This is a genomic window from Enterobacter sp. FUJ80071, from assembly GCF_038739915.1.
Classification (GTDB): Bacteria; Pseudomonadota; Gammaproteobacteria; order Enterobacterales; family Enterobacteriaceae; genus Enterobacter; species Enterobacter kobei.
On record NZ_JBBXKH010000001.1, the window covers coordinates 136,657 to 150,490 of the forward strand.

Below are 13,834 nucleotides of genomic sequence, written 5' to 3' on the forward strand. Positions count from 1 at the left end.
CCCGTCGTAAACACCGTTACCGGTTGGCGAGAAAATCGCCAGCCGGGACTACCCTTGTTGTACACCAACAGCAAGGAGACGGTCATGACAAACAATCCTCCCTCTTCGCGTATCCAGCCTGGCGAGTATGGTTTTCCCCTCAAGCTAAAGCCTCGTTATGACAACTTTATTGGCGGCGACTGGGTGGCCCCCGTCGACGGCGAATACTATTCCAACCTGACCCCCGTTACCGGCCAGCCGCTGTGTGAAATAGCCAGCTCCGGCAAGCGCGATATCGATCTGGCGCTGGATGCGGCGCACAACGCGAAAGACAAATGGGGGCATACCTCCGTTCAGGATCGGGCGGCCATTCTGTTCAAAATCGCTGACCGGATGGAGCAGAATCTGGAACTGCTGGCGACGGCAGAAACCTGGGATAACGGCAAGCCGATCCGGGAAACGATGGCGGCAGACGTGCCGCTGGCCATTGACCACTTCCGCTATTTTGCCTCCTGTATTCGCGCTCAGGAGGGCGGAATCAGCGAGGTCGACAGCGACACCGTGGCGTATCACTTCCACGAACCGTTGGGCGTGGTAGGGCAAATTATTCCGTGGAACTTCCCGCTGCTGATGGCGAGCTGGAAAATGGCGCCCGCGCTGGCAGCAGGCAACTGCATTGTGCTCAAACCGGCGCGTCTGACCCCGCTTTCGGTTCTGCTGCTGATGGAAATCGTTGGCGATCTCCTGCCGCCGGGCGTGATTAACGTGGTGAACGGTGCGGGTGGCGAGATAGGGGAGTATCTGGCTACGTCTAAACGTATCGCCAAAGTGGCATTTACCGGGTCGACGGAAGTGGGCCAGCAGATCATGCAGTACGCCACCCAGAACATCATTCCGGTGACGCTTGAGCTCGGGGGAAAATCCCCGAACATCTTCTTTGCAGACGTGATGGAAGAAGAGGATGCCTTCTTCGATAAAGCCCTGGAAGGGTTTGCGCTGTTTGCGTTTAACCAGGGTGAAGTCTGTACCTGCCCGAGTCGCGCGCTGGTGCAGGAGTCTATCTATGAACGCTTCATGGAGCGCGCCATTCGCCGCGTCGAATCTATCCGCAGCGGGAACCCGCTCGATAACGTCACGCAGATGGGGGCGCAGGTCTCACATGGACAGCTGGAGACCATCCTCAACTACATTGATATCGGCAAGAAAGAGGGCGCAGATATCCTGACCGGCGGCCGCCGTAAGGTACTTGGTGGCGATCTGCAGGACGGGTATTACCTTGAGCCGACGATCCTGTTTGGCAAGAACAACATGCGCGTCTTCCAGGAGGAGATTTTCGGACCGGTGCTGGCGGTGACCACCTTCAAAACGATGGAGGAGGCACTGGAGATTGCCAACGACACGCCGTATGGCCTGGGGGCGGGCGTCTGGAGCCGCAACGGAAATCTGGCCTATAAAATGGGCCGGGGCATTCAGGCCGGGCGCGTCTGGACCAACTGCTATCACGCCTATCCGGCACACGCCGCATTTGGGGGTTATAAGCAATCGGGCATCGGGCGTGAAACCCACAAGATGATGCTGGAGCATTACCAGCAGACGAAATGTTTGCTGGTCAGCTATTCCGATAAACCGCTGGGCCTGTTCTAGTCGCCCTGCTCAGGCCGTCCCAGGGCGGCCTGAGCAATTTGCTGGCGCAGGCAATTGAGGACGCCATCAAGGACGTACTGCACACGCCAGGGCTGGTATTCACGTTTGCGGAATATTGCGGTCAGATCGAGCCACCACTCTTCCTGATGCGGGAAGCAGGGAACCAGCATGCCTTGCGCTAATTCTTTTTTCAGACTCTCTTTAGGTGCGAATACGATGCCAAGGTTATTTCTTGCGAGCTCCAGCGCCGTCTGCGTATTGTCACAAATATAATTTCCTGTCACCCTGTAATCTTGCACGTTATCACTACCATGGGTACGAAAACGCCAGATATTTGCATCGTCGACCAGCATGGAATCGATCAGAATACATGAGTGATTAATTAAATCGTCAGGTCCGGCTAACGGATGATTATTTAAATATTCCTGAGTGGCGAATGCCGTAACGGAATATTGTGTTAATACGCTGGCGACCAGACTTCCATCTTTTGGTTGTGCATAGGTAATTAAAATATCGCAGTCATCCGGGAAGGAAACGCCTTCTGAAAATTCATTGCGGTCCAGGTTGTACGTTTTCAGGGAGATACGAATGTCGCCGATGTCTTTTATCTGATGGATGACATGGCGCGCGAGGTAGGTGACAATTCCCGTGGGCGCGTAAAGGGTCACTTTGCCCCGCTTTTCATGCTTATAATCGGCAATGAAATTCACGAGCTGATCGTTTTTGTGCAGCGAAGCGTCAATATAGGGAAGTAACGCTTCACCAAACTGGGTAAGCGCAAGCTGACGGGTCGTGCGCTCAAAAACCTTTAGTCCAACCCGCGCTTCAAAATCAGAGAGATATTTACTGACGTTAGCCTGCGCCATACCCAACAGGGCAGCAGCATCACCAATGCTGTGAGTGGCGGCGATGACGGAGATTATTTTTAATTCGCGTGGCTTTAGCTGTAATTTACTCATCATGCGCACCCATCTATATCATTATATATATAATATTATATAAACCGCAGCGTTGCATTGGCAAATTTGTAACCATTATTATTCGCCCCGCTTGTTTGGCGTTTAAATGGATTACTTTGATGACTATTAAATACAATTTACTTATCGCTGCCACGTTATTTGCAGCTACGTCTGCAATGGCCGGTGACTTTTCAATAGGGGCGGGGGCTGTATTTAATGAGTCGCCTTATAAGGGGTATAACGAAAATACCACTGCGGTGCCGTTAATCAGTTACGAAAGCGATCGTTTTTATGTGCGCCAGACCACGGGCGGCTGGATCCTGTGGAAAGACGCAAAAAATGAACTCAGCCTGACCGCATCGTGGATGCCGCTGCATTTTGATCCCGATGACAATGACGACCATCAGATGAAACAGCTTGATGAGCGTAAGGCGTCCGCTTTCCTCGGTGGCGCGTACTATCACCACGAAAGCTGGGGTTCTTTGAAAGTGGCGGTCTCTGGCGATGCCACGGATGAAAGCGGCGGCATGATTGGAGAAGTCTCCTACTTTCGACCCATCAGGATGGAACGTCTGACCCTGACGCCATCTGTGGGTGTTTTTTATACCGACGAAAGCTATAACGACTACTACTACGGCGTATCCGGCAACGAGTCTCGCCGCTCAGGTCTGAAGCAATACACCGCCGGTGACAGCTGGACGCCATACGTTGGCCTGGCGGCTAAATATCAGTTAACCCAGAAGCTGTACCTTAACGCCAGCGCGGTCTACACCGTGTTGCCTGACGACGTGAAGAACAGCCCGATGATCGACCGCGACGACAGCTTCGTGCTGATGACCGGGCTGACCTGGCGCTTCTGATACCTTAAAGCCGGTTTACTCCCTCTCCCCGTGGGTGTGTACAGTCCGGGGGGAGGGCAACGGACCGCAAATATTCAGCCCTCATCCACCCATATCCGCATCTCCCCTTCTCCCCGGTTTGCCCAACTGAACCAGGGAATAAAGGTCAGCGTCTGGGGCTGACGCTGTACCGGCGAGCGATCGTACTGCCACAGCGCATCCGTATCCTTCGCGTGATAACCGCGCCCCTCCGCCTGTATCAACATTTTGTGCGCGAAAATGCCTTTGCCTTCAAATACCCGGAACGCACTGTTTTCAGGCAAAGAGAGGTTATGCAGATTTGCGCCGTTATCAGCTTCTTCCAGACAGTAAACCAGGGGCCCGCGCTGAAGCGCGACTTTACCTGCCTGCTGGCGCACCTGCGGGTTACCGTACACGCGGCGAACCGGCATAGGGAGTGTCAGAGTCAGCGTGTCGCCCTCATGCCAGCAACGGTTGAGGTAAAGATATCCACGAACGACCTCACCGGTGACGCGTTCACCATTCAGCGAAACAGCCGGTTCGGCGCACCAGTCCGGCAGCCGCAGGGCCAGCGTGTGAGTCACCGGAACAGGCGAGGTTATTTCGATGGTCACCTGATCCTGCCACGGATAGTTACCGATAATACGTAGCTGGAGTGTGTTTTCATCAATCTGTATGGCGACATCGTTCCCCACATACAGGTTGATCAACAGGGCATCCGGGCGAACGGTATAAATGTAATGTCCCAGTGATGTCAGCACGCGGGCGATATTCGGCGGACAGCAGGCGCAGCCGAACCATCGCTGGCGGACGGGCTTCACGTGATCGTAGATATGGTTGAACGCCAGCGTTTTCGGATGTACCTCCAGCGGGTTCACATAGAAGAAGTGTTTTCCGTCCAGCGCCATGCCACCGAGTACCGTGTTGTATAACGCGCGCTCCATCACGTCGGCATAGTGGCTATCTGCCTCCATCTCGAGCATCCGGCGGGCAAACATCATCAGGCCAATGGAGGCGCAGCTTTCCGCGTACACCGTATCGTTGGGCAGATCGTAATCGCTGCTGAACGCCTCGCCGCTACTTTGCGAGCCAATCCCGCCGGTAATGTACAGCTGGCGCTGCGCCATGTTATTCCACAGCCGCAGGCAGTCCTGGCGTTTACCTTCGTCGCCGCTCAGGCGCGCCAGATGCGCCATGCCCGCCATCAGGTAGACAAAGCGTACCGCATGGCCGATGGCCGTTTGTTGTTCAGCAAGAGGTTGATGTGCCTGGCTGTAGGCTTTGTCCTTGACCATCCACGCAGGTCCATAGGTATTCCAGTATGACGTTTTGCCACGCTTCTCGTACTCGATATCGTAGAAGTGAGGCTGGGCGCCGCGTTCCTCAATAAAGTATTTCACCAGATTGAGGTAGCGTGGTTCCTCCGTGACGTCGTACAGCCGCATCAGCGCCAGGTCGATTTCCGGGTGGCCAGGATAACCGTGCAGCTGCGTTTCGCCAGGGCCAAACACGCTGTCGATATGGTCTGCCAGCCTGCACACCACATCCAGCAGGTTGCGTTTACCGGTTCCCTGAAACCAGGCCACGCCAGCCTCAATCATATGCCCGGCGCAGTACAGCTCGTGGCATTCGGCCAGATTGGTCCAGCGCGCCTCGGGGGCCTTAACCGTAAAGTACGTATTGAGATAGCCATCTTCACACTGTGCTGCGGCAATCAGTTCAATGACCTCGTCGGCGGTTTTTTCCAGTTCAGCATCCGGTTTCTGGCATAGCGACCACGCCACGGCCTCCAGCCATTTCGCCACGTCGCTGTCCTGAAACACCATCCCGTAGAATTCACCCTCTTCCAGACCCGCGGCAATGCGGAAGTTGGCAATGGCGTGGCTGGGTTCAGCCTCTGCCACGCGATCGTTCAGCGCATCCCACTGGTAGGGGATCACCACATCACGGACCAGTCGTTGATACTGCCCGAGAAACGGGTCATTGATTTTCAGTTGGTGCAGATCGGGTTCCATTACGGACATCGTATTCTCCTCAGGAAGGGACATGACGCTGGCGCAGATCGGTGGCAATGCGCGACATCAGTGGATTGTTAAGCCTGCACCAGCGGATAGTGACCGCCAGCAGCAGATGGAAAAGGGCAGGCAGCAGTGTCTCCATGGCGGTGATGCCCTGTAACGAGGCTGGCGTCTGGTTACCCATGCCCGGCTGATAGGCTACGGTGATAAACACCAGGCTGATGATCCCGGCGCTGGATGCCCATGCGAGCTTGATGAAAAACAGGTTGAAGGCGAAGTTCATGCCCGATGAACGCACGCCGTTTTTCCATTCACCGTAGTCATCGGCAAAAGCCATCAGCGAGAAGTGCAGTGGCAGGGTAAAACCGAGGATCACGCCGTTGCTTAAAATAATCACCAGCCAGAGCGTCTGGTGCGCCGGGCCTCCCGGCAGAAACCACATGCCCACCGCAAGCGCAGCGAGCACCAGGTTGGTGTAGTAGTAGAGTTTGACGGTATCAATACGGCGCGACAGCGGATTGACGATCACCGCACCCAGAATGGCCGCAAAAGTCACCATCGTGAAAAAGAGCGAGGTATAGGCCGTGCTGCCCTGCAGGACGTAGGTGATGAAGTACATATATCCGCCGCCGCGAATGTTGAAAACGTTGATCAGCAGAAACGACATCACCAGCATCAGGAGCAGTTGATCGTTTTTACGCAGGCCCGCAAGGTGCTCGCGTAAGGTGAATTTACCCATCAGCGCCAGCGGGACGCGCTCGCGAACCCAGAAGAAGCAGCAGAGAAACATCACCACGGCGACAGCACACAGGACGCCGACGCCAAGCTGATAACCCTTTGCGGCATCGCCCTGACCGAGCTCCGCGACCAGCCATGGCAATCCCACAGAGACCAGAAATCCCGCCACGCCGCACAGCACAAAGCGCCATGACTGGCAGGCGATCACCTCGTTGTGTCGGGTAGTCATGGTGTTAATCAGCGCGCAGTAGGGCACGTTAATGGCGGTATAACCAACGGACAACAGCAAATAGGTACCAAACGCCCAGGCGATTTTCACCCCCATGCTGGCTTCCGGTACGGTGAACGTCAGCACGCCAATAACCCCGATGGGGAGCGCCACCCATAGCTGCCAGGGACGAAAACGTCCCCAGCGGCTCTGCGTGCGGTCAGCAATCACGCCCATCACCGGATCGGAGATGGCATCAAACACACGAAGAGCAATAAATAGCGTGCCCACGAGCGCGGGAGTGAGGCCAAAGACATCGGTATAGAAAAAGGTCAGGAAATTCATGATCAGGCAGGTAATTACCGTCCCGCCCGCATCACCCAGGCCATAGCCAATTTTTTCGCGGACGGACAGCCGGTCATCTGCCGCCCCTTGTGTCACGTCTGATTCAGTAATCGGTGTGGAAGTCATGAAGTAACTCCTCGATGAACGAATTTATTATCGTATTTATGCAAGGTACCCATTTATTCTGCATTGAACGGCAAGGCCAACAAGGGAAGGGAAAAGTATAAAAAGGTGACGATTCCGACCTGATGAAGAAAATGTGATTTCGATCGGACAGTTATTCAGATATTAGTTAATAATCAATGCGTAAATTGAATATTGATGGCAATAAAAGCGGAATGGTGAATATCCATGCTCGAATTATCCATAGCGCTTCCGATTAAGGTCCAAAATGGCGGGCTATTTATTTCCCGGGGCGTGGGTCGCCATCCTGCGCGGAAATTAACATCGTGGGAGATTATTTTTGTCGAAAAAGGGACATTAACGATCCAGGAAGAAAATACGGTGTTTGAGGTGCGTGCGGGGGAGACGTTACTGCTTTGGCCTGACAGGCGACACGTGGGTGTGGGCGAATTCCCGATCGATCTTAAATTTTACTGGCTGCATTTTGAGATTGAACATTACCCCTCTTCACAACCCAATCTGGCGATAGAACAGCATTGTCGCGTGAGGGACGCCCAGTCTGTCATTTCTCTTTTCCGCCAGTTCTTAAGCGAGCAGGAGAAATTACAGCGAACCATGGCGCTTGAAATCATTTTACTGCTGATCTTACAGCAAATTTCCCGTCCTTCCGGATATGAAGACAGCGCCAATGAAGCCGGCGCGGCCATGGCGTGGAAGGCGAAACAGCTTATTCGCACACAGTTTCATTTACCGCTTTCAACGTCGCTACTGGCAAAAGAGCTGCACTGCAATGCGGATTATCTTGGGCGAGTATTTCGCCGGACATTTCATTTAACCCTGACGGAGGCCATTCATCGCCAGCGTGTCCGGGCGGCAGAAAAATTACTGCTCAACGAGGCCGCATCATTAACCGAAGTAGCGACACGCTGCGGTTTTAATGATGTGGGCTATTTTCGACAGATTTTTTCTAAGCACACCGGTCTAACGCCCGCCGTCTGGAAACGGCGGTACTGTAAAGAGCATATTAATTCTGGTTGACCTGCCTCGGGGTCGCCAGATTATGCCCGCTGTGCAGCATCATCTGGCGTAACGCGTCACTGACCGTCTTCGAGCCAGGCTTTTTCGATTTCTTCGGCGAGAATTTTGACGCCCGCTTCAATTTTTTCCGGATCGGGCACGTAGTTCATACGCATGCACTGGTGCGTGTGCGGCCACGGCTTATCCAGACCCGGGAAGAAGTAATCACCCGGCACCATCAACACACCGCGTTTTTTCAGACGCTGGTAGAGCAGTTCGGTGGTGATCGGCAGGTCCTTAAACCACAGCCAGAGGAAAATCGCCCCCTCAGGTTTGTGGATCAGGCAGCGCTCTTCCGGCAGGTAGCGGCGAATCGTCGCGATGGTTTCCTGAACGCGCTGATAATAAAACGGCTTGATAACCTCGTTAGACAGACGCAGCAGGTCGTTGCGCTTAATCATTTCACACATCATTGCCGGACCGATGCCGCCCGGTGAAAGGCTGATAATGCCGTTCATATTGGTAATGGCGGTGATGATTTTCTCGTTGGCGATGATGATGCCGCAGCGGCTACCCGGCAGGCCCAGCTTAGAGAGGCTCATACACAGAACGATATTCGGGTTCCATAGCGGACGCGCTTCGCTGAAGATAATGCCCGGGAACGGCACGCCGTAGGCGTTATCGATCACCAGCGGAATGCCGTGCTGATTTGCCAGCGCATCCAGCTTCATCAGCTCGTCGTCGGTAATGACGTTGCCCGTCGGGTTAGTCGGACGGGAGACGCAGATCATGCCCGTCTCTTCACCGATATGCAGATGTTCAAAATCGACGTGATATTTGAACTGGCCTTCCGGCAGCAGCTCAATGTTAGGGCGTGCGGAGACGAACAGATCCTCTTCCAGACCGGAATCGGCATAGCCGATATATTCCGGGGCCAGCGGGAACAGCACTTTTTTGGTCGTGCCGTCGGCGCGACGTCCAGCGAACAGGTTAAACAAGTAGAAAAACGCGCTCTGGCTGCCGTTTGTTAGTGCAATATTCTGTGGTTCGATATCCCAGCCCAGCTCGTCACGCAGCATTCCAGCGAGGAGCGCCAGCAGTTCAGTTTTGCCCTGAGGACCGTCGTAATTGCAGAGCGCATCGGTCGCTTTGCCGTTTTCCAGCATCTGAGCGAGCAGCGTCTGGAAATAGGTATTCATCTCCGGAATTTGAGCCGGGTTTCCGCCGCCGAGCATGATTGCGCCCGGTGTGCGCAGCCCGTCGTTGAGGTCCTCCATCAGGCGAGTAATGCCTGAATGGCGGGTGAATTTGTCGCCGAAAAGTGAAAACGTCATAGCAGGTGATCTGTCGAGCTTATTTTGAAAGTGGGTAACCATAACGCTAGCACCGTGTTGGTGCAAATCGGGTGGTGTGGTCGGATTTGTTGTTTTGTGTGGCGGGTAAGGATTTATTCAGTGAATTGTTCTGGCGGTTTTTTCTCCCCTCACCCCGGCCCTCTCCCCTGTGGAGAGAGGGTTAGGGTGAGGGGGGGATTATTGATTACCAGCCCATACCACCATGACTTTATCGCCCTTGTGCTCGCGCACAAAGCCATACCCTTCTTTCAGCGACAGCGTGGTTTGCTTGCCTTCGCCGATCGCCGGGTGACGGGCGCGGAACTGACCCAGCATTTGCCAGTGGGCGACGGTTGACGCCTGCGTGCCCGTGACATCCTGCCAGTTCATATCCGAACGGGTGCCCTGAAGCGGGTCGGAGCCCGTCGGGCCGAACGGACGTTCGGATTCATCCCCGTAATAGATTTGTACGCTGCCCGGTGCCAGCAGGAGCAGCTCAGCCGCGCGCTGACCACCTTCGCGGAACAGGCGTGTGTCATGGGAGGAGAGGTAGCTCAGAACGTTGAAGCTTTGCAGCTTTTCTGCCATCTGCTGCCACGTCAGGTCGATATCGGCCAGGCAGTTCACCGCCTTTGCCGCCTGCTCCTGATAATCAAAGTTGATCATCGCATCGAAACCGTGGCGGTAATAATCACTCTGCATCACCCCGTGACCCCAGGATTCCCCGGTCATCCAGAACGGTGCGTTGTCGAGCTTTTTGTCCGGGTTCGCCCCTTTCCAGGCCGCCAGTGCCTGACTTGTCTGATCTTTTAGCTGCTGCCAGGCCGCAAGCTCGACGTGCTTCGCGGTATCGACCCGAAAACCGTCGATGCCGTAGTCTCGTACCCACTGGCTGAGCCAGTGAGTCAGATAGTCGCGCGGGGTATATCCCGGGATGGCCTTCGCGCGGGTATCGGGTTTGTGCTGATAAAAATTGGGTAACCCGGAAGGGACGGTGGATTCCGTTTTCAGGTCGGGCAGGAACGCCAGCGACATCGTCAAATCATCAAAGCCAGGGTTGTCGTAATCACCGATGTCGGTACGGATCCATTTCTTGCCCCACCATTTTTCCCATGCGGCTTTGTCGCTGAAGTTAATGTAGTCATTGAAGCTGTGCCAGGTTTGGCCTGCACCTGGCTTCCAGTCGGTCCAGTGTTCACCCAGCGTTTTTTTCAGCTCATCACCCTGTAAATACAGCGCGCCAAACTGATACGCCTGCATGTCTGCTAGCGTCGCGTAGCCCGTGTGGTTCATGACGATATCGAACAGGATGCGGATACCACGCTTGTGTGCTTCATCGACAAGATGGCGCAAATCTTCTTCGGTACCCATGTTGGCATCAAGCTTTGTCCAGTCCTGGGTGTAATAGCCATGATACGCATAGTGAGGGAAATCCCCTTTGGTCCCCCCGCCTACCCAACCATGGATCTGCTCAAGCGGAGAGCTTATCCAGAGCGCATTCACCCCCAGTTGCTGTAAATAATCGAGCTTGCTGGCAAGTCCCTTGAGGTCGCCACCGTGGAAGGTGCCAATCTCCTGCATGCCGTCTTTATGGCGGCCATAGCTGTTGTCGTTGCTCGGGTCACCGTTCACATAGCGGTCGGTCAGGACAAAATAGACGGTGGCGTTCTGCCAGCTAAACGGTGCGGGTTTATCCGTTTCGGCGCGCTCAAGCAGCAGCAGGCCATTACTGCCAGCGGCGGGCTGCAGGGTAATGTTTCCGTTCTGTACCGTCGCGGTCTGTTTGCTGTAGAAATCACGCACTACTGTCCCTTCCGGGAAAGTATCGCTAACGTTCAGCGTCAGCGGTTTACCATCCCACTTCGGACACTGGCGGGTAGCGGTTGCCACCGGTTGTTCTGCTGCACTCTGAATTGTCAGCAGCAGTGTGGGCGTGCCGGAGCGAGTATCAATCCGCATCTGATATTCACCGTCGCGGAAAAGGCGCCACTGCGGCGGCGTGCTATCGCAGGGTTTGAGCGACAGCATCTCATTGAGTTTTATCGCCTCTGATGGCTGCCAGCACGTCTTGTCAAAACTCAGCGTAAGAGGACGCGTACCCTTCGCAAGCTTTGCCTGGCTGGTGAAAATCCCGGTGCCTTCGGCGCTAAAACTATTAAACCCCGGTGATGACCAGTCAGCGTGTGCCAGTGCGGGTAGCATCAGAAAAGCCAGAGCGGTGCGTTTCATTCCATTTTCCTGTCGCGGCATTTTTAACCAGTTTGCCATCAGGCGGAGGGTAAAAACTCATCCTCCAGCGCTTTCTGCCAGGAGGACGTGTGAGGATGAGTGATCCCGCGCAAAATTAGGCAGTTATCTGCGATATCGCGCACAAATTTTCAGGAGTGCTGTTTTTATAAGCAAGTTTCAGGTGACATAGTTTCGGATTTGGACTATTTCTATACGTGCTCTTGAAGTCTATTTTTGATATGATTTGAGATTCCGCTCTCAAATTTGTGAAAAAAATAAGGTGTTAGGATGATGACATCCGACCAGGAGACCTAATGATATCGACTCCCATTCGACGATATGGGGCTGCGATACTCATGTTACTCACCATGGCATTTTCAGGTGAGGTGCTTGCGAAGACGCACACGGATACAACGAGTAAGAAAGCCCACGTAATAAAGACGACAAGTAGTAAGGTTAGCAGTAAACAAGAGTATTCTCGCAATAGTGCAAAGAGTAGTTCACTTCCTGATTTGCGAAAATACCCTTCCGGAACACCAAGGAAAAAAGCGTTTCTCCGGACGGTAATGCCTTACATCACGAGTCAAAATGCCGCGATTACTGCGGATCGTAACTGGCTGATTTCCAAACAGTACGATAGCCGCTGGTCGCCCTCAGAACGCGCGCGTCTGAAAGATATCACGAAGCGCTACAAGCTGAGCTGGAACGGTAACACCCGTCGTGTGCCGTGGAATGCTCTCCTTGAACGTGTCGATATCATCCCGAATAGCATGGTTGCGACCATGGCGGCAGCCGAAAGCGGCTGGGGAACGTCAAAGCTGGCGCGTAATAACAACAATCTTTTCGGTATGAAGTGTGTGAAAGGTCGTTGTAATAATGCGCCTGGCAAGGTGAAAGGCTATTCTCAGTTTGAATCAGTCAAAGATTCCGTGGGTGCCTATGTGGTCAATCTGAACACGCATCCGGCCTACTCATCCTTCCGTAAATCACGTGCTCAGTTGCGTAAAGCGGATCAGGAAGTGACGGCCAGTACGATGATTCACAAGCTGAAGGGTTATTCGACGAAGGGACAGAGCTATAACAACTATCTGTTCGCGATGTACCAGGATAACCAGCGCTTAATCGCCGCCCATATGTAATCACTAAAAACGCCTTCTAAATGAAGGCGTTTTCTTTTCTATATCAGCACCTCGCTGTGGCGATCCCGATACTCTTTTGGCGTGGTGTCATACTCTTTGCGAAACACCGAATAGAAATATTGCAGCGACGGATAACCGCACATCTGTGAGATTTCGTTGATCGACAGTGATGTTGAGATGAGCAGGCTGCGGGCTTTCTCCAGTTTCTCCGCATGGATGACGGCATGAATGGTTTCGCCCACTTCTTCTTTGAAACGCTTCTCCAGATTCGAACGAGAAATGCCCACCGAATCCAGAACCTGATCGACCTTAATTCCTTTACAGGCGTGGTTGCGAATATAGTGCATCGCCTGAATGACGGCCGGGTCACTCAGGGAACGATAGTCGGTTGAGCGACGCTCCACGACGCGGACAGGGGGTACCAGCAAACGCTGAAACGGCAGAGACTCTTTATCCAGCAGACGATGCAGCAGCTTCGCTGCCTGATAGCCCATCTGACGGGTGCCCTGTGCCACAGAGGAGAGCGCCACGCGGGAGAGATAGCGGGTGAGTTCTTCGTTATCAATGCCAATCACGCACAGCTTCTCGGGCACCGGGATATGTAAATGCTCGCAGACCTGCAGCACGTGGCGGGCGCGGGCGTCGGTGACGGCAATAATGCCGGTTTGCGGGGGCAGCGTTTGCAGCCAGTCCGCCAGCCGGTTTTGCGCGTGCTGCCAGTTTTCCGGAGCCGTCTCCAGCCCCTGATACACTACGCCGCGATACTTCTCCTGCGCGACCAGCTGGCAAAACGCATGCTCGCGCTCGACTGCCCAGCGCTTGCCGCTGGTAGCGGGTAAACCATAGAACGCGAAACGATGGACGCCTTTCTCTTTTAAATGAAGAAAAGCGGCTTCGACCAGGGCATGATTATCGGTGGCGATATAGTGAACCGGCGGGTAATTTTCGGGGGAATGGTAGGAGCCGCCGACGCCCACGATCGGGACGTCGACGTCGGTCAGCAGCTGTTCAATGACGGGATCGTCATAGTCAGCGATGACGCCATCCCCCAGCCAGTCTTTGATGTTCTCCAGACGGGTGCGGAAGTCTTCCTCAATGAAGATATCCCACTCGGATTGCGACGCCTGCAAATATTCACCCACGCCTTCAACGACCTGACGGTCGTAGGCTTTATTGGCATTGAATAACAACGTAATGCGGTGACGCTTTTCAAACATGGCTCACTTCCCAATTAAGTCACA

At 54.1% G+C, this 13,834-nt stretch carries 10 protein-coding genes; 4 read left to right on the forward strand and 6 right to left on the reverse strand.

Translation table 11 applies throughout. The features are described 5' to 3' along the window. Positions 1-84: 84 nt before the first annotated feature. Positions 85-1,623 carry an aldehyde dehydrogenase AldB gene (gene aldB / locus AAER43_RS00670; protein WP_014882024.1) on the forward strand — a complete coding sequence of 513 codons (1,539 nt, stop codon included), beginning with the start codon at positions 85-87 and terminating at the stop codon, positions 1,621-1,623. Here aldB and AAER43_RS00675 read toward each other — a convergent pair. Further along, positions 1,620-2,585: a LysR family transcriptional regulator gene (locus tag AAER43_RS00675; protein ID WP_069683661.1), complete on the reverse strand. Its 966-nt coding sequence runs from the start codon at positions 2,583-2,585 to the stop codon at positions 1,620-1,622. The two genes, aldB and AAER43_RS00675, sit on opposite strands and share 4 nt — an antisense overlap. Before the next feature lie 116 nt (positions 2,586-2,701). Between AAER43_RS00675 and AAER43_RS00680 the strand changes: the two genes are divergently transcribed. Continuing rightward, positions 2,702-3,442, forward strand: a complete 741-nt coding sequence (locus AAER43_RS00680) for a MipA/OmpV family protein (protein WP_014882026.1) — start codon at positions 2,702-2,704, stop codon at positions 3,440-3,442. 74 nt (positions 3,443-3,516) lie between these two features. Here AAER43_RS00680 and AAER43_RS00685 read toward each other — a convergent pair whose 3' ends face one another. Together AAER43_RS00685 and AAER43_RS00690 are read right to left on the reverse strand one after the other, a co-directional pair. After that, complete coding sequence (locus tag AAER43_RS00685; RefSeq protein WP_050862726.1) at positions 3,517-5,466, reverse strand: glycoside hydrolase family 127 protein; 1,950 nt, start codon at positions 5,464-5,466, stop codon at positions 3,517-3,519. Positions 5,467-5,476: 10 nt separating this feature from the next. Continuing rightward, the gene (locus AAER43_RS00690) at positions 5,477-6,877 is read right to left on the reverse strand and encodes an MFS transporter (protein ID WP_045282192.1); all 1,401 of its coding nucleotides are present in this window, start codon (positions 6,875-6,877) and stop codon (positions 5,477-5,479) included. A gap of 225 nt (positions 6,878-7,102) precedes the next feature. Here AAER43_RS00690 and AAER43_RS00695 point away from each other — a divergent pair, with 225 nt between their 5' ends. Then, positions 7,103-7,912: a helix-turn-helix domain-containing protein gene (locus AAER43_RS00695; RefSeq protein WP_045134449.1), complete on the forward strand. Its 810-nt coding sequence runs from the start codon at positions 7,103-7,105 to the stop codon at positions 7,910-7,912. Between the two features lie 56 nt (positions 7,913-7,968). On the opposite strand, the gene avtA is transcribed toward AAER43_RS00695, so the two are convergent. Next, the gene (gene avtA / locus AAER43_RS00700) at positions 7,969-9,225 is read right to left on the reverse strand and encodes a valine--pyruvate transaminase (protein WP_023331743.1); all 1,257 of its coding nucleotides are present in this window, start codon (positions 9,223-9,225) and stop codon (positions 7,969-7,971) included. A 198-nt stretch (positions 9,226-9,423) separates the two neighbouring features. After that, a complete protein-coding gene (locus AAER43_RS00705; protein ID WP_050862727.1) occupies positions 9,424-11,454 on the reverse strand; it encodes an alpha-amylase in 2,031 nt (676 codons plus the stop codon). Between the two features lie 314 nt (positions 11,455-11,768). Here AAER43_RS00705 and AAER43_RS00710 point away from each other — a divergent pair, with 314 nt between their 5' ends. Then, positions 11,769-12,593 carry a protein bax gene (locus tag AAER43_RS00710; protein WP_014882032.1) on the forward strand — a complete coding sequence of 275 codons (825 nt, stop codon included), beginning with the start codon at positions 11,769-11,771 and terminating at the stop codon, positions 12,591-12,593. 38 nt (positions 12,594-12,631) lie between these two features. On the opposite strand, the gene xylR is transcribed toward AAER43_RS00710, so the two are convergent. Next, positions 12,632-13,810, reverse strand: a complete 1,179-nt coding sequence (xylR, locus tag AAER43_RS00715; protein WP_050862728.1) for a D-xylose utilization transcriptional activator XylR — start codon at positions 13,808-13,810, stop codon at positions 12,632-12,634. Between the last annotated feature and the right edge of the window lie 24 nt (positions 13,811-13,834).